Annotated in this window: 16 protein-coding genes; 2 read left to right on the top strand and 14 right to left on the bottom strand. The window is 56.7% G+C overall.

Annotated features, from left to right (window positions below; translation table 11 throughout):
* Positions 1 to 2: 2 nt before the first annotated feature.
* From LG52_RS01335 to LG52_RS01300, 8 genes are all read right to left on the bottom strand, one after another.
* Entirely contained in the window at positions 3 to 398 is a 396-nt protein-coding gene (locus LG52_RS01335) for a hypothetical protein (RefSeq protein ID WP_044730548.1), read from the bottom strand.
* Positions 385 to 828: a DUF948 domain-containing protein gene (locus LG52_RS01330; protein ID WP_044730547.1), complete on the bottom strand. Its 444-nt coding sequence runs from the start codon at positions 826 to 828 to the stop codon at positions 385 to 387. Before LG52_RS01330 ends, LG52_RS01335 begins: the two co-directional genes overlap by 14 nt.
* A 150-nt stretch (positions 829 to 978) precedes the next feature.
* The gene (murC, locus tag LG52_RS01325) at positions 979 to 2,283 is read right to left on the bottom strand and encodes a UDP-N-acetylmuramate--L-alanine ligase (RefSeq protein WP_044730546.1); all 1,305 of its coding nucleotides are present in this window, start codon (positions 2,281 to 2,283) and stop codon (positions 979 to 981) included.
* Positions 2,284 to 2,423: 140 nt separating this feature from the next.
* Positions 2,424 to 4,787, bottom strand: coding sequence for a DNA translocase FtsK (locus tag LG52_RS01320; RefSeq protein WP_044730545.1), 2,364 nt, complete (start codon positions 4,785 to 4,787; stop codon positions 2,424 to 2,426).
* 107 nt (positions 4,788 to 4,894) lie between these two features.
* The gene (gene ytpR / locus LG52_RS01315) at positions 4,895 to 5,500 is read right to left on the bottom strand and encodes a YtpR family tRNA-binding protein (RefSeq protein ID WP_044730544.1); all 606 of its coding nucleotides are present in this window, start codon (positions 5,498 to 5,500) and stop codon (positions 4,895 to 4,897) included.
* A 20-nt stretch (positions 5,501 to 5,520) separates the two neighbouring features.
* Positions 5,521 to 6,318 carry a DUF1444 domain-containing protein gene (locus tag LG52_RS01310; RefSeq protein WP_044730543.1) on the bottom strand — a complete coding sequence of 266 codons (798 nt, stop codon included), beginning with the start codon at positions 6,316 to 6,318 and terminating at the stop codon, positions 5,521 to 5,523.
* Positions 6,319 to 6,486: 168 nt separating this feature from the next.
* Entirely contained in the window at positions 6,487 to 7,017 is a 531-nt protein-coding gene (locus tag LG52_RS01305; protein WP_044730542.1) for a DUF84 family protein, read from the bottom strand.
* 45 nt (positions 7,018 to 7,062) lie between these two features.
* Positions 7,063 to 8,139 carry a M42 family metallopeptidase gene (locus LG52_RS01300; RefSeq protein WP_044730541.1) on the bottom strand — a complete coding sequence of 359 codons (1,077 nt, stop codon included), beginning with the start codon at positions 8,137 to 8,139 and terminating at the stop codon, positions 7,063 to 7,065.
* A 116-nt stretch (positions 8,140 to 8,255) separates the two neighbouring features.
* On the opposite strand from LG52_RS01300, the gene LG52_RS01295 reads away from it, so the two are divergent.
* Entirely contained in the window at positions 8,256 to 8,552 is a 297-nt protein-coding gene (locus tag LG52_RS01295; protein WP_044730540.1) for a PepSY domain-containing protein, read from the top strand.
* On the opposite strand, the gene LG52_RS01290 is transcribed toward LG52_RS01295, so the two are convergent.
* Both LG52_RS01290 and trmB read right to left on the bottom strand, forming a co-directional pair.
* Entirely contained in the window at positions 8,547 to 9,398 is an 852-nt protein-coding gene (locus LG52_RS01290; protein ID WP_044730539.1) for a YtnP family quorum-quenching lactonase, read from the bottom strand. The two genes, LG52_RS01295 and LG52_RS01290, sit on opposite strands and share 6 nt — an antisense overlap.
* 79 nt (positions 9,399 to 9,477) lie before the next feature.
* Positions 9,478 to 10,131 (bottom strand): tRNA (guanosine(46)-N7)-methyltransferase TrmB, encoded by a 654-nt coding sequence (trmB, locus tag LG52_RS01285; RefSeq protein WP_044730538.1) that lies wholly within the window; start codon positions 10,129 to 10,131, stop codon positions 9,478 to 9,480.
* A 208-nt stretch (positions 10,132 to 10,339) separates the two neighbouring features.
* Here trmB and LG52_RS01280 point away from each other — a divergent pair, with 208 nt between their 5' ends.
* Positions 10,340 to 10,609: a YtzH-like family protein gene (locus LG52_RS01280; RefSeq protein WP_044730537.1), complete on the top strand. Its 270-nt coding sequence runs from the start codon at positions 10,340 to 10,342 to the stop codon at positions 10,607 to 10,609.
* A gap of 124 nt (positions 10,610 to 10,733) precedes the next feature.
* On the opposite strand, the gene LG52_RS01275 is transcribed toward LG52_RS01280, so the two are convergent.
* The 4 genes from LG52_RS01275 to thpR form a co-directional block, all read right to left on the bottom strand.
* The gene (locus tag LG52_RS01275) at positions 10,734 to 11,516 is read right to left on the bottom strand and encodes a phosphotransferase family protein (protein WP_044730536.1); all 783 of its coding nucleotides are present in this window, start codon (positions 11,514 to 11,516) and stop codon (positions 10,734 to 10,736) included.
* A 308-nt stretch (positions 11,517 to 11,824) separates the two neighbouring features.
* Positions 11,825 to 13,981, bottom strand: coding sequence for a type I pullulanase (gene pulA, locus LG52_RS01270; protein ID WP_044730535.1), 2,157 nt, complete (start codon positions 13,979 to 13,981; stop codon positions 11,825 to 11,827).
* 105 nt (positions 13,982 to 14,086) lie between these two features.
* On the bottom strand, positions 14,087 to 15,025 hold the full coding sequence (locus tag LG52_RS01265) for a glucanohydrolase (protein ID WP_044730534.1): 939 nt from the start codon (positions 15,023 to 15,025) through the stop codon (positions 14,087 to 14,089).
* Between the two features lie 11 nt (positions 15,026 to 15,036).
* Positions 15,037 to 15,615 (bottom strand): RNA 2',3'-cyclic phosphodiesterase, encoded by a 579-nt coding sequence (gene thpR / locus LG52_RS01260; protein WP_044730533.1) that lies wholly within the window; start codon positions 15,613 to 15,615, stop codon positions 15,037 to 15,039.
* Positions 15,616 to 15,619: the final 4 nt, after the last annotated feature.

The raw sequence follows: 15,619 nt of genomic DNA, 5'->3' as shown, positions 1-15,619 counted from the left end.
CCTCACTCCGTTTCTTTCCGATGAGATATGGTTTCCTCAGCATCATCAAGCGCCGCTTCCGCCTCCTCCAGCAGCTTTTGCAGCGTTTCCCGGTCGGCTGGCCCGGCGGATGGCGGAATCGGAATCGTCGCCTCCTTGGCTTCCTCTCCATCGTTTTCCCCGCCAGCTGGCGCCGTCGTGGATTTCAACGGAATGAAGCCGGCGATTTCCTTCGTTTTCTCTTTCGCCGTTTCCATCCATTCGACAGCCGTTGTTTTCACCGGCTCCCACGTTTCATCGTTGCTCCACTCGGCCAGCCATTTCCGCCCTTTTTCGCTCGTCAAAAACAAAGCCGCGGCCGCGCCGGCGATGCCGCCGACCAGCGCTCCAAACAAAAATCCACCGTTATTTTTCGCCATTCGATATACCCTCCTTTAACGATTGTTTTTTTCTCCATTTTTCCCGTAAATCGAGCAAAACATTTGTCCAGCGCAACGCCTTCACCCATTTTCCTTGCCCCAGGCCCGCCCGCGCCGACAAACCGGCAGCCGCCTGCCGAAGCGCTCGGTTGAGCGAACGGATCGTGCCGCCGATCTCTCCGACCGCTTCAATTGCACCATTTAGCGTTTCTGCTTTTTTTTGCACATCGCTGGCGATGCCGTTGGCCGCATGGAGAAGTTCACGAACTTCTTTCGCCACCGTTTGCACTTGTTCATCGGCATGGTCGATCGCCGCCGTCAGCCGGCGCAGCGTTTCCTGCAAAACGATGAGCGTCCTGGCTATGTAAACGACAAGCAGCAAAAAAGCAAGCGCGATGAGGGCAACGCTTCCATACAAAAGCCATTCCACTGGATTTCCTCCTTGCCCATTCGAACGTTTCATTCCCTTTGTACCCATCTTTTTCTGCATTCAAACTTCGACATTGAAAACGTTTCTTCCTGCTTTTTGAAAATAGGAAAAAACGGGCCATCTTCATCACAGCCCGTTCCCTGTCGGCCGTCAGGCGGAAAGAACGGCCCGTTCGTACGCCTGCTGAAACTTTTGAATGTCGCCGGCGCCCATGAACACCAACACCGCGTCTTGATGCTGCTTCAATACAGCTACGTTTTGTTCCTCAAGCAGCTGGGAACGCGGAATTTGCGCCTGCAAATCACGGATCGTCAGCTTGCCCTCATGTTCACGCGCCGAGCCGAAAATGTCGCACAAATACACGTGGTCCGCCTGCTGCAAACTTTCGGCGAACTCGCGCAAAAACGTCTGCGTCCGTGTATACGTATGCGGCTGAAAAATCGCCACCACTTCACGGCCCGGATATTTTTGCCTTGCCGCCTCCAACGTCGCCGTAATTTCGCGTGGGTGATGGGCATAATCATCGATCAGCACTTGGCGGCCGACCGTTTTTTCACTGAAGCGGCGCTTCACCCCTTGGAACGTTTGCAGCCGCTTGGCGATCGTGCCCGCATCCACCCCTTCGTAGTGGCAGAGGGCGACGACGGCCATAGCATTCAACACGTTATGAGCGCCAAAGCGAGGAATGGCAAACGAAGCGAAAAATGTATTGCGCACGAACACATCAAACGCCATCCCTTCCGTCGTCTTGACGACATTGCGCGCCTGAAAATCGTTTTCTTCCCCGAATCCATAAAACAAAATCGGCACTTTCGCCTGAATGTTGGGCAAATATGGATCATCCCCGCAGGCGACGATCGCTTTTTTCACTTGATTCGCCATTTGCTGGAAAGCGGAAAACACATCGTCGACATTGGCAAAATAATCGGGATGATCAAAGTCAATATTTGTCATGATCGCATAATCTGGAAAGTAGGAAAGGAAGTGCCGGCGGTATTCGCACGCTTCAAACACAAAGTATTTGCTCCCTGGCTCTCCTTTTCCCGTGCCGTCTCCGATCAAATAGGACGTTGGATGGGCTCCTTGCATCACATGGGCAAGCAGCCCCGTCGTCGTCGTCTTTCCATGCGAACCGGTCACCGCGATGCTCGTAAACTTGCCTGCCAGCTGGCCTAAAAAGCGATGGTAACGAATGACAGGCACACCAAGCTGACGGGCTGCCTCGATTTCTTCATGCGTATCGGCAAACGCATTGCCGGCAATGACTGTATAACCTGGGCGGATATTGTCTTTCGAAAAAGGCAGCACCGGGATTCCCCGCTCTTCAAGCGCCTTTTGCGTGAAAAACCATTTCTCTACATCCGACCCTTGCACCGTATAGCCAAGGTCATGAAGCACTTGCGCGAGCGCGCTCATCCCCGTGCCTTTAATGCCTACAAAATGGTAAGCTGTCATCGCTAAGCCCTCCAACCATCGTCTCTCTGTAAGACAGTATATGATATCCATCTCGTTTTGCCATTTCTCTCATTGCGGTGCACCATCCATTTCATTTCCTCATTATAGCACGTGAGGAGGGAAAACACTACCGCCCGCCCTCAGCTGTTCTGCCCGTGCCAGCGCTCCCACTCGTCCTTGCTCATCAACACATCGCGCGGTTTGCTGCCGCGCGCCTCCGAGATCAGCCCTCGTTCCTCCATCATCTCGATCAACCGGGCGGCGCGGTTGTAGCCGATGCGGAAATGGCGCTGCAGGCTCGATGTCGACGCTCCTCCTTGGGCGATGACAAACCGGCACGCCTCCTCGAACAGTTCGTCATCCTCGCCGCCCATCGACGCCGTTTGCCGAAAATCGTCCGGATCAAACAGATAGGATGGACCTTGCTCTGCTTTCACGTGCGCTGCCACCCGCTCGATTTCTCCATCGGAAATGAAGCACCCTTGCAGCCGCACCGGCTTGGCCGAACCATTTTCCAAAAACAGCATATCGCCGCGCCCAAGCAGCCGTTCAGCGCCGTTTACATCCAAAATGGTTCGCGAATCGACTTGAGACGAAACGGAAAAAGCGATGCGCGTCGGAATGTTCGCCTTGATCAATCCCGTCAGAACATCGACCGACGGCCTCTGCGTCGCGATCAACAAATGGATGCCGCACGCCCGCGCCTTTTGCGCCAGCCGGCAAATCGATTCTTCGACATCGGCTGGGGCGGCCATCATCAGGTCGGCGAGCTCATCAATGACGATGACGATGTACGGCAGCGGCGGCTCACTGCTTCCGCGTTCGTGAAGATCAGAGTTATACTTTTCGATATCGCGCACGCCGGCGTGGACAAACTGTTCATACCGCCGTTCCATTTCGCCGACCGCCCACTTGAGCGCCCCCGCCGCCGCCTTCGCCTCGGTAATCACCGGGCTGAGCAAATGCGGCAGCCCGTTGTACGGCGCCAGTTCGACCATTTTCGGATCAATGAGCAGCCATTTCACTTCGTGCGGAGCTGCTTTATACAACATGCTGACGAGCATCGCGTTCATGCATACGCTTTTTCCCGACCCGGTCGCCCCGGCGATCAGCCCGTGCGGCATTTTTCGGATGTCGGTCACCACCGGCGCTCCGCTGATGTCAAGCCCGAGCGCCACGGTAAGCGGCGATGGGCTTTTGCGGAACGCTTCGCTTTCTAAAATTTCACGCAGGCGCACCGGACGGCTCGTTCGGTTCGGCACTTCAATGCCGATCGTCCGTTTTCCTGGGATTGGCGCTTCCATGCGAATATCTTTCGCCGCCAGACTGAGTTTGATATCATCTATCAAGCTTGTAATCTTGCTCACTTTCACTCCTAAATCCGGCTGCACTTCAAACCGCGTCACCGTCGGTCCTTGCGTCGCCCCGACGACTTTGGCGCCGATATGGAAGCTCGCAAACGTCCGGTCCAAACGCTGGCATTGCTCGCGAAGCCACTGCTCGTCGCGTTCGGCCGCCTTCTCGGGCGGTTCAAGAAGCGCCAATGGCGGCCGTACATAGCTGTTTGATCGATTTGCCGTCTTTTCTTCCAGCTTGCGCCAATCTTGCTTTAACATGATCACATTATACGGGATGCGCGTTCGTTCGGGGCGGGAAGCCTCCTCCCGGCCGGCTTGCGCCGCCGAGCGACGGATTTCGCGATCTGGAGTCGTCTCCCGCCGTTCTGTCGAAGAAGCACTCTCTCCGTCTCCATTCCTCTTCTGTGACGGCACTCCTCGTCCTTCGCTCTCCAAGCCGCCGTCTGTTGCGTGCGGCGCGCGTTCTTTGCCTCGTTCGTCCAGCTCCTGCTCTTTTTCTTCATTCGCCTCGGCGCGGCTTTCCTCTTGTCCGGCCGCCGGCGCCGGCTCATCTTTTCCTTCCGTCTCCACAACAGCCGCGGACATCGCTCCACTCGCGTCATCATCTTCTTCGCTCCATGCCTCTGTCCGCTTGGCCAAAGACTCTTCTTCTTTTGGCGGTTCAGCCGCCCAGTTTTCCGTGTCCTCTCGCACGCCTCGCCATGTCGCTTCGCCGCGGATGGCCTCTTCCCGAACCGCCCCGCCGCACTGGCTCTCTGCATCCACTGCACCGGTCGGCTCGATTTCATCCACTCGTTGCCGCTGTTTCCCCCGATTTCGATCATATCCAAAAATCGGGGATGGCACATCGGATGGGCGGAACAGCCTTTTTTCCGCCGTCACCTTTGCGGCGCCAGCCGACGGGCGCCGATTCGGCAGCGGCCCGGATTCCTCGCTTTTCGCCCGTCTCGGCCTTTCCCCCTCTTCCGCCAGCTCGTCATCCGGAATCAACGGAAAGCGAAAACGGCCTTGCGGATATCGGTAGATGACGTCCGCCTCACCGCGTTCGGGCATGCCAGCCGACAGCGGGGAGTTCGTCCGCTGTTCGTTCCCTTCCTCTTCCGCCTCGCTCGTGAGAAACCGAAGCCATCGTTTCCAAAATTTCATCCATCACTTCACTCTTTCTTTGCCTTCATGGTCGGAAAAAAACGCCACTGGCTTCGTTCCAGCGACGAAAAAACAAGCGGAATCCGTCTGCACCACCCGTCGGAACGTCAAAAGACGAACGGCTGGCCGACCTCATACTCGTCGGATAACACAAGAATTCCTTTCTCCTGCGGGGCGTTCGGCAGCCCGAGCTCGCGCGCCGAACAAATCATGCCGCGTGAGGCGACGCCGCGCAGCTCGCTTTCTTGAATGACGAGGCCGTTTGGCATCACGGCGCCGATTTTGGCGACGACGACTTTTTGCCCTTCGGCGACATTCGGCGCTCCGCAGACGATTTGCAGCACCTCATCACCGACATCGACTTGGCAGACGCTCAATTTATCGGCATTCGGATGCTTCGTTTTCTCTTTCACATATCCGACGACAAACTTGGGCGACAAGTCCGCTTCGATCGGTTCGTCAAAGCCGTTTTTCGCCAAGATGTCGTTGATGACGCCGACGAGCTCCTCATTCACTTCGAGCGGACCGTTGCCGGAAAACGGATAGTACGAAGACGCGGAAAAAATGTTATAGCCGACCGTCTCGCCCGTCCGTTCGGACATGATGCGGACGACATCGCCTTGTCTGACAAACGTCCGTTCCTCATCCGCCGCCGGTTTCAGCGATACAAGCAGCACGTCGCCGACCCCTTCTCGGTTGTAAAACACGTTCATCGCTCTCTTCCTCCTTGTCGCTACGTTATCCGTTTTTTTCCTAAAATGAAAATTGGTTCAAGTTTCCCGTTTTCGTATAAAAACGACAGCGCCGTGATCGGCACGCGGCCGCCGGCAAAAAAGCTCATCGTCATTTGCGCGAGCACATCATAGCCGATGTCGTTGCGCACATCAGCGATGATGAGCACATCTTGATGCGGAACAGCGGCGGCCATCGTTCCTTCCACGCGCGCCCGCATATCGGCCAAAAAAGCATCGTTTAAGATGCGGCTGGCATCATACCCGTCATTTGTGTTCACAAAATAAAACACGTTGTCCGCCACCCGGTCCTCTTTTACCGGCGTCGGCAGCGACCGAACGTTGAAGCGGGCGATTTCCTTCACCCGCTCGCGGCTCCATTGTTCTTTCTCGAGCATCCGCTCGTCAATCAGTCGATACGTTTTGCCTAGATCAAGCGCGTAGTAAATGCGCGTTTCGGCTGTATGATCATCGTACAACAACGGAACGCCCTCTCTCGTCTCCGTCGGAAACGACGCCGAGCGAATGACGGGATAAATGTTCCACTCGTTTCCGGAAAGCGCCGCGTCTTCCTCCATCGTTTTCAACGTTTCCTCCACATAATAAACAACTTCGCGCACCGCTTCGTCTTTTTGTTCGTGCCATTTCGCGATCACGCCAGGCAACAAGATCGTCACGCCTTTTTTCGTGCGCCGGTCTTCCACGCGCATCGCGTCTTGCTTGGCGTCAAAGCGAAACGTCCAGTGCGGATGGGCGACGAGATGCTCTTTAATCTTCTCATACATTTGCCGGCTGTTCATCGTTTTCCTCCTTGCTCTGCCGACGCCCTTGCCTTCCCTTTCACACCTTTTGGCGGGTGCTGGTTCAAGGGCGAATCCGGCTCCGAAAATGCCCTACGATGCTCATGCGGCGTTTTTCATAGAACGTTTGGCGCTGCCTCTGCCGCTTTGCCAGCCGTTCCTTATTTATCATACCTTGAACGACCCATTTTGACAAAAAAATTCATATTGGCCGGCCAAAAGCTCGATGATGTGGGAAAACATCGCCGAACGGTCGACGCGCCCGTTCGTCAACACGCCGACTGCCCCTTCTTTCCTGCGGATGTTCCGCCGTCCAGTGTACGCTTCCATCACGTCGCCGAGTTCGCGCCCCTCCTCAATGCCAGCGCCGATATCAGGCGGCAACACGAGGCGCGCGCCGGCGGCGGCCACCACCACGCCGTTTCGGTCGGCGAGCGCCCCCCAGTTGCACAGCCACCATCGCCCATCGATCTTCATCACGCCGCCTTCCAATCCGATGCCGATGTCCGCCTCCGCCGCTTCGAGCGCCCGTTTGGCGCGCCCGATGGCGCCAAGCCGCGTCTCCTCATCAGACAGCGGCTGGGCGGAAACGCCTGATGGCACCTCAAGCGATACAATGCGGTATTCCCTTTCCCCTAACACCGCCCGAACGGCGGCGACTTTCGCTTCGTTGTTCGTTCCGACCGCAATCGTTTTCATCATCCGCCCTCCTTGTCATGGAAAAGGAGAAGCGTTCGCTTCTCCTCAGCTGCTTTGGCGAATCGTCTCGACCGTCGTCCGATCGCACCGTTTGACGAGCTCAACGATCAATTGTTTCGCCGCCGCGTAATCGTCGACATGGATGATCGACGCATGCGTATGAATGTAGCGGGCGCAAATGCCGATCACCGCCGACGGCACGCCGCGGTTGGCGATATGGACCCTCCCAGCGTCCGTCCCTCCGCCTGGGGAAATGAAAAGCTGGTACGGCACGCCGATTGTTTCCGCCGTATCAAGCACAAATTCGCGCATGCCGCGGTGCGTAATCATCGTCCGGTCGTACAAGCGGATGAGCGCCCCTTTGCCGATATGGCCGAACGCCTGCTTGTCGCCGGACATGTCGTTGGCCGGGCTTGCTTCCAGGGCAAAAAAGATGTCCGGATCAATCATCGAAGCCGCCGTCTGGGCCCCGCGCAGCCCGACCTCCTCCTGCACGGTCGCCCCGGCGTACAAGACGTTCGGCACCGTTTCGCCGTTCAGCTCTTTTAACAGCTCGATCGCCAACCCGCATCCAAACCGATTGTCCCACGCTTTTGCCATCACGGTTTTTCCGTTGGCGAGCGGGGTGAACGGGCTGACCGGCACGATCGGCTGGCCCGGGCGAATGCCGACCCGTTCGGCATCTTCACGGCTTTCCGCTCCGATGTCAATCAACATGTTCTTGATCTCCATCGGTTTCTTGCGCTGCTCCTCATCAAGCAAATGCGGCGGGATCGAACCGACGACGCCGATGACCGGCCCGTCGTTCGTGATGATTTGCACGCGCTGGGCGACGAGCACTTGATCCCACCAGCCTCCGAGCGGCTGGAAACGAATCATGCCATGATCCGTGATCGCTGTCACCATAAATCCGACTTCATCCATATGTCCGGCGACCATCACCGTCGGGCCCGCCTCATCACCGCGTTTGACGCCGAAAAGGCTGCCGAGGCGGTCTTGCACAATGTCATCGGCGTATTTCGCGAGCTCTTTGCGCATAAACTGCCGCACCGGGTGCTCATAGCCCGGCGCTCCCGGAAGCTCGGTCAACGTTTGGAATAATTGCAGCGTGTCCTCATTCATCACGAGTCTCCCTTTCTATGTTCGATTTCACCGTTCTGTTTCTTTCCGCCCTTCTTACATGTTCCGCCAAAATCGGCTATACTAAACCGTATCAAATCGAGAAGGAGGAAAGAAACATGGCTTGGAAACAGTGGCTCGTCTCCGCCGCTGTCGGTGCGGCCGTCGTCTATGCCATCCGCTCCGCTTCCAAACCGCCGCTTCTTGCCCCGGAAAAAGCGTTGGCGATGGCGAAAGCCGCGCTCGGCGGTTCGCGCGCCATCCGCGGTTCCTGGATTCAGTCCGCCCCGGAGCGGTACGAGAAAGACGGCCTGACGTACACCGTGTACCGCGGCGGCGTCTGCCGCCACGACAGAGATGACGAGTTTTTCGTGAATGCCTACACCGGCGCCATCATCGAGATCAGGCCGTTATAGCGCAGGCCGCTCCCGCTTCACGGCGGCGGCCATCGTCCCATCCTCCCGCCATTTGACCGCCCGGTAATAGGCGTCGTGATAAAACGTAAACCACGCGTTTCTTTCTATGCCGTAAGGGAGCCATCGCTGTTTGGCAAAAATCGAATCCATCGGGTAATCGTCGTACGCCATCACCCATAGGACGTTTTGATGGGCGTGCGTGCCAAGCAAATCGCCAAGGTGAATGGCCATCTCCCCGTCTGATTCGATGAGCACGATCGCATGCCCGGCGCTATGCCCGCCGGTATGTATCAAGCGAATGCCGGAGACGACCTCGATTTCTTTCGTAAACGGAACAACTTGATCCGCGATCGGCTCCCAATTTTCTTTCCAATACGTATTGCGCGAGCGAATGTTCGGATTTCGCATTTCCTCCCACTCGACATCCGACACGATGACCTTGGCGCGCGGAAACGCCGGCGCAAGCCGTCCGTCTTTCCAAACGGTCAATCCGCACGCATGGTCAAAATGCAAGTGGGTCATGAGGACAATGTCGATGTCGCGCCTCGTCAGCCCGAGCTCGGCGAGCGATTCATCGAGCGCCGATTCTTCCGTGACGCCGAAGTTGCGCTTTTGCTTGTCGGTCAGCTTGCCGTTTCCGATGCCGGATTCAATGAGCAGCCTTGCGCCGCCGGTCTCGACCAAAATCGGATCGGTGCGCAGCTCGATTTGATTGTTGTCGTTCGGTGGATATTTCTTGGACCAAAGCGGCTTTGGCACAACGCCGAACATCGCTCCGCCGTCCAGATGGGTGACGCCGCCCCGAAGCCATGTCAAGGTGACTTGTCCAATTCGCAACTGTTCCATTTCCATCTCCCCCTCCACTAGTGTACCATTTTCTCCACCAACCGGAAATAGAAAAAGACCCGACCGAAACGGTTCGGGCCTATGACGACCGCCGCGGCGGACGCACCGCCTCGCAGCGGTAAATGCGGTTTCCTTTGGCGGAAAATTTTTCTTCATACTCCGTCATGACATTGTCCGTGATGCCGCTTTGATGCAAATCGAGCTGGACCGATGCGAGCACAAACCCATATTGCGACAAACTGACAAGCGAGTATTCGAAAAACGATTGATTGTCCGTTTTCAAATGGACATCTCCGTCTTCCGCCAAAATGCGGTCATAGAGCGCCAAAAAGCCCCGATGCGTCAGCCGCCGCTTTTCGTGCCGCTTTTTCGGCCATGGGTCGGAAAAGTTCAAATAAATGCGCGACACTTCTCCGTCGGCAAAAAACGCGGTGAGATCTTTCGCGTTGGCGTTCAACAGCTTGACGTTCGAGAGCTCGCTTTCGATCAGTTTGTCAAGCGCCGACACCAGCACACTTGGGTACAGCTCGATGCCGATAAAATTAACATCCGAATGGAGACGCCCCATTTCGGTGATAAATTTCCCTTTCCCCGTCCCGATCTCAACATGGATCGGCCGGTCGTTGCCAAACAGTTCGCGCCATCGCCCGCGCTTTGTTTCGGGATCGGGGATGACATATTGCGGATAGGCGGCGATTTTGTCTTTCGCCCACGGTTTGTTGCGCAAACGCATATCGACACCTCTGCCTCGTTTCCGTTTGTCGGTTTGACGATACCATACTTGCAACGAAGAAGCAAAAACGGAAAAACGCCCGGGCTTGAACGCTCTCCCGCTTACGCTCACACTCGGAAGCGGGGGTCTTCTCGGTTTGGAAATCATAAACCCGGCTCGATCCGGGCATGATAAAACCGTACAGCTTTGCGAAAGGATGGTGACCAGCATGCCGCTCGACTACAACCATCAATTGACCGTGCTCCGCGACATTTTATCCGAACATCAGCTCGATTGCTGCGGGACGGTGTCCGAATGCGAACAAATTGAACGGCTTGTCAAGTCGCTGCTCGCCAACGATGAGGTGAATAGCCAAGTCAAGCAAATACTCCCTCATATTTACGCTTACGGCCAAGGCGGGAAATACAGCGCTGACTTAAACGCTCATATTTCCGCTCACCAAAGCCAGCTCGCCGATTGGGTGAACGAGCTGGCTTGACCCTCCCCGCTTTCACGCTCCCAACACGTCTTCCCGGCCAAAGACGATGATCGAGACATCAACGGCCGCCGGTTGAGCACCGCCGGCGTTTCGCCCCTTTGGACAGAAGCGGGACAGGCCGTTGTCAGTGCTCGGTGATGACCCGTTCCAATAACCGAAGCGACTGCTCCTTTTCTTTTTGGCCGTCCTTCCCTTTCGGCCAAAACAACGAGTGCAGCGTATGAGCGATCGTATACCACTTTAGGCGGAGGGCAAGCTCTTCGCTCCATGCCCATCCGTACTGGTCGAGCCACGCCTTCCACTGGGCGCGCGGAATGTACAGATGAAGCAGCATGCCGATGTCGATCGCTGGATCGGCGATCACCGCCCCGTCCCAATCGATCAAGTACAACGTCCCATCGTCGGCAAGCAGCCAATTGTTATGATTGATGTCACAGTGGCAGACAACGTGCTCGTCATCCGACAATGACGAAACATGCTGTTCAAGCCAGTCAAGCGCCTGACAGACGACAGAACCGCCGGCCGGATGGCGCCGCTGTTGCTCAGCAAGCAGAGCGAGCATCTTCTTCGCGCGCAACGGAGATTTGCCAAGCCGCTTCAGCATCGTCACAAGCTCCTTGGAGCGATGGATTTTCCGCAAAAGCGCCGCCACTTGCTCGCTTCCCATCTCCCACGGCTTCAGCTCCCGGCCGTTCAGCCATTGCTGGGCCGTAAATACATCGCCGTTTTCGAGCCGCTTCGTCCATACAAGCTTCGGGACGATGCCCTCGGCCGACAATACAGCAAGAAACGGAGAAGAATTCCGCTTTAAAAACAATTTCTTACCTTCATATTCAGCAAAATACGCATCCCCTGTAGCGCCGCCAGCGGGAGTGATCTCCCACTCCTTACCTAGTAACTGTTCCAAGCGTGTTCACCTGCGACTTAAAAATAGAAACGTCTCCGTTTGCTTCTCGTGCCCAAATAAAAAGGACGGCCAGGCCGCGTCCTTCCCCCGTCCATTTTACTTGTATTATACTGAAATACCGCTTGGGCATGCAAACATTTTTCTCAGCAAACGCCTTGCTTAAAACTGCCAAAGCGGAAGCGCCCCGCGGCTCCCACTCCGGTCGGCCGCCCTTTCCCGTTTCGTTTCAACGGCGGCATGTTTCATCAGAGCGATAACCACCGCTCCTCTGCAAGCCTTGAGACGATTCCGGCATGCTGTCTGAGCGATTACCCCGCAGGCTGGACGAGCACCCATGTGCCGATGCCGTCAAGCTCAAGCCTGCCGCTCACTCGGTGAAACGGCGCCGTTCCGCTCCGCTGCCCGTCGCATACGATGTCCCATTCCCGTTCGTCTGGAAGGTGGATGTCCTCTTGTTTTTCTTCATTATGATGAATGACGATGATCTCATCCCATGGCCCATATGCGGAGACATCATGCAATCGGTAGGCGATGACCGACGGCGGAAGCGGCTCAAGAAACGTCAAGTGGCGCAGCACTTCCGCTTCCGTCGCGAGGCGAAATGCGCCATGCGCGCGGCGGAGGGCGATCAATCCTTGAACGTAGCGAACGTCGTCTTCATAGCGGCTTTTCCGCCCCCAATCGAGCTGATTGACCGCATCCGGCGACCGATAGCTGTTCCCATCGCCGCCTTTCGTCCGATAAAACTCTTGGCCGCTGTGCAAAAACGGAATGCCTTGCGCCAACAGAACGATCGCCGTCGCCAGTTTTTGCCGCTTCCGCCGGAGCCATTCCGGCTCATCATTGTTGGCCGCCTCCATCTTATCCCAAAACGTATGGTTGTCATGGCATTCGACGTAATTGATCGACTGACGCGGATGGCAAAACAGCCCGCCGAGCGCCCGCAAGCTCCCGGCAATGGCGAGCTTCACCTGTTCTCGCCCGCCTGTGTTGCCGAGGGCGAACCCCCGATCGAGCAAATGAAAGGTGCTCCCTTTCACCGCATCGCGAAACCGGTCATTGAAATAAGCCAAGCGCGGTAGCTGCTTGGCGTTGGCCATCGTCGCCTTTTGTTCCGAAGGAAGCGGCGTCGGCAAATCCCAACCTTCCCCATACACAAGGATCGACGGATCGATGGCGTCGAGGGCATCGCGCACCGCCTTCATCGTCTCGATATCGTGCACGCCCATCAAATCAAAGCGGAACCCGTCAATGCCGTATTCTTTCGCCCAAAACACAACCGAATCGACGATCCAGCGGCGCGCCATCCGCCGCTCCGAAGCGATGTCGTTGCCGACGCCGGTGCCGTTGGCCGGCTGGCCATAGGCGTCGCAGCGGAAGTAATAGCCGGGAACGAGCTTCTCAAGCGGCGATTGCTCCCGGTCGTAGACATGGTTGTAGACCGCATCCATCACAACACGCAATCCGTTTTCATGCAACGTGCGGATCGCCTGCTTCAATTCCACAATGCGTGCGTATGGATCCGCTGGATCGGTCGCATAACTCCCTTCCGGCGCATATAGGTGAAGGGGATTGTATCCCCAGTTGTATGCCGCTTGCGGGTCGCGCTCATCGACGCCAGCAAAGTCCATAAACGGCATGAGCTGCACATGGGTGACGCCCAATTCTTTTAAATACGAAAGCCCGGTGGCCGTCCCGTTCGGCCCGCGCGTATCCTTTTCGGCCAATCCGAGATACTTTCCTTTATGGACGGCGCCGCTGTCCGGATGGCTTGTAAAGTCGCGGATGCTCAGCTCATAAATGATGGCATCCGTCGGCGAACAGAGCGGCGGAAGCGGCGAAGAGGGCGGCGCCAGCTTCGTTTTCTCCCAGTCGATCACGACGCCGAACTCGCCATTGATCGAAACGGCGGTCGCATACGGGTCCACCGCCTCGCGCCATACGCGGTTGATGCAAGCGATATACGTGTAACGCGCCCGCTCCCAATCGCCAGGGACGGCCGCTGACCATACGCCGCGCTCCCCACGCTCAAGCGGTACGCAGCGGATTCCACTGCTGTCTGCGGAAACAAGTTTGACGTTGACCGCGGCGGCGGTCGGCGCCCAAACGCGAAAGATCGTCTTCTCTTTCGAATAATCGACCCCTAACGGCCCATCATAGAAAAACTGATCATCAAACGCCGGGGTGCGCACAACGGCGCCGATTTGAACATCGGTTTCGTCCCCGGAGAGGGAGCGCACCCAATACGTCGCCCCAAACTCGAACACGGATGCAAACCGGCACACATATTTCACCGTCTCCCCTAAATCCTCGACTTGCTGCACGGAAAGCGGAATCTCCTCGCCGCTCGGTGCCACAAGCGTAAACAGCGCCATCCCATCAAGGGGGAGCGATTTCGGCGCAAGCACAGCGATTTGGTTCATCTCGTCCAAATAGGCGGCAAACGTTCGGCTGATGTGAAGCATGTTCGTTCACCCCCCTTTTTTGCCTCCCGTCAGTACTATCATACGTAAAAGAAAAAGGGCGGTGCCAAATCATCGGCCGGTCGCCCTATCGATGCACAGATGTTTCTATTGTTGCCCTTCCTCGCCGCTCATATTCCCGTCATTGCGGCGGTCGTAAAAGCTGGCGCAATGGCGAAGCAGCGCCTCAGCCGCTTTCAGCTGCCCGTGCCGAAGCGGGAGAGCTGAGCGGCGCAGGCGGGAAAACCACTCGTCATAATTTCGCTTATCAATATAGCGGATAAACGGAAAAAGGCCGCCGCTGTCAATGTAGCCGGAGCGGTTTAACAGCACGAGATGGATCGGCCAATCGAGCCCATGCTTGCGAAAAATCTCCGAAACGATCTGTTCCGTCCGCCGCAGCGACACGACTGGGTTGACCAGCCTCGTTTCGTTCGTTCCGGCCCGTTCCACCCAAAACCGGTCGGTTGACGCCATGACGATGTTGTCCGGACTTCCTTCGACGAAGGCAATGCACCAGAGCGCAGATGGCGTCAACATCATCGTCTCCAGCTCCACCGGCGCCTTGCCGACCATCGCGACCGGCCGGTAAAAGCATAAATGCGTATCCGGAAACCGCTGCAAAAAATATTTCAACGTCTCATCGCTATACACGTTCTCATCGAAAGAGGAAACGTACATCATCGTCGAACTCGCCCATTTCAGCTGCAACTCGAACAACTCATCCAAAAACTGCTGTTTCAATTCCTCCAGAGTAGCCGCCGGACGGGCCATCGGCGCAAGAGAAAACGTCTCTTCTTCCGTAAGCGCGGCACGGCGGCGCCATCGTTTCGTCAGCCGCTCCCACCATGACGGTTTGTCAAGCCAAACATCCCACGCCTCGCCCGTTTCAAGCCATCCGCTGGCCTCAGCCGTCCGTTCGGCTTGCCACCGCGCTTTTGCCTGTTCCCATTGCCGTTGCTTCAGCCGGATGAATTCCGGTACATAATAGTACACGTCCGTTTCATAACGGGAAATGCAGTCCGTAAGCTTAACGAGCTGACCCATTGTTTCACCTGCTATTTCCGGTCATTCATCGGCGCGCCAAGCAACGGGAACACGGCGATCGCTTCGTACTTCGGCGTCCGTTCCATATTCGTCCGATACAGCACGATCTCCGGCACCGAAAACACCGCCTTGGCCGCGGCAAGCGAACGGAGGCGATCCGGGTGAAACGGTTCGGCTCCTTGCCATTTGCGGGCGATCGTAATATGCGGGGCAAACGGCCGCCGGTCCAAGGAAAACCCAAGCTTAATGCACGCTTCATACACGTCGCGCCGCAGCGCATGCAGCCGCTCTTCCATTTCGACTCCTTGCCAAAAAATGCGCGGCGCTGTCCGCTCCCCGAACGTCCCAAGACCGGCAAGCACGAGGGGAAACGGGGCGCAGCGGGCGGCAGTGGCGGCCATCGCTTCGCACAGCGGCGTCATTTTTTCCGGCGGCACATCGCCTAAAAACGCGAGGGTGATATGATAATCCTCTTCATGCACCCATGTGCGAAACGGCAGAGACGGCGCTGCATTGCTCGAAAAACGGGCGATGGCTTGTTTCGCTTCGGCTGTCAGCGGAACGGCGATGAAATAATGATTCCGTTTCATCCTT

Origin of the sequence: Geobacillus kaustophilus, assembly GCF_000948285.1 — a bacterium.
GTDB classification, from domain to species: domain Bacteria; phylum Bacillota; class Bacilli; order Bacillales; family Anoxybacillaceae; genus Geobacillus; species Geobacillus thermoleovorans_A.
The sequence above is the reverse complement of the archived record's forward strand: the minus strand, read 5'-3'. Positions and strand labels throughout refer to the sequence as shown.

Excerpts from the sequence above, each read along its gene's own strand:
- LG52_RS01335 (WP_044730548.1), bottom strand. The coding sequence starts at position 398 with ATGGCGAAAAATAACGGTGGATTTTTGTTTGGAGCGCTGGTCGGCGGC.
- murC (WP_044730546.1), bottom strand. The coding sequence starts at position 2,283 with ATGACAGCTTACCATTTTGTAGGCATTAAAGGCACGGGGATGAGCGCG.
- LG52_RS01320 (WP_044730545.1), bottom strand. The coding sequence starts at position 4,787 with ATGAAATTTTGGAAACGATGGCTTCGGTTTCTCACGAGCGAGGCGGAA.
- ytpR (WP_044730544.1), bottom strand. The coding sequence starts at position 5,500 with ATGAACGTGTTTTACAACCGAGAAGGGGTCGGCGACGTGCTGCTTGTA.
- LG52_RS01310 (WP_044730543.1), bottom strand. The coding sequence starts at position 6,318 with ATGAACAGCCGGCAAATGTATGAGAAGATTAAAGAGCATCTCGTCGCC.
- LG52_RS01305 (WP_044730542.1), bottom strand. The coding sequence starts at position 7,017 with ATGAAAACGATTGCGGTCGGAACGAACAACGAAGCGAAAGTCGCCGCC.
- LG52_RS01300 (WP_044730541.1), bottom strand. The coding sequence starts at position 8,139 with ATGAATGAGGACACGCTGCAATTATTCCAAACGTTGACCGAGCTTCCG.
- LG52_RS01295 (WP_044730540.1), top strand. The coding sequence starts at position 8,256 with ATGGCTTGGAAACAGTGGCTCGTCTCCGCCGCTGTCGGTGCGGCCGTC.
- LG52_RS01290 (WP_044730539.1), bottom strand. The coding sequence starts at position 9,398 with ATGGAACAGTTGCGAATTGGACAAGTCACCTTGACATGGCTTCGGGGC.
- trmB (WP_044730538.1), bottom strand. The coding sequence starts at position 10,131 with ATGCGTTTGCGCAACAAACCGTGGGCGAAAGACAAAATCGCCGCCTAT.
- LG52_RS01280 (WP_044730537.1), top strand. The coding sequence starts at position 10,340 with ATGCCGCTCGACTACAACCATCAATTGACCGTGCTCCGCGACATTTTA.
- pulA (WP_044730535.1), bottom strand. The coding sequence starts at position 13,981 with ATGCTTCACATCAGCCGAACGTTTGCCGCCTATTTGGACGAGATGAAC.
- LG52_RS01265 (WP_044730534.1), bottom strand. The coding sequence starts at position 15,025 with ATGGGTCAGCTCGTTAAGCTTACGGACTGCATTTCCCGTTATGAAACG.
- thpR (WP_044730533.1), bottom strand. The coding sequence starts at position 15,615 with ATGAAACGGAATCATTATTTCATCGCCGTTCCGCTGACAGCCGAAGCG.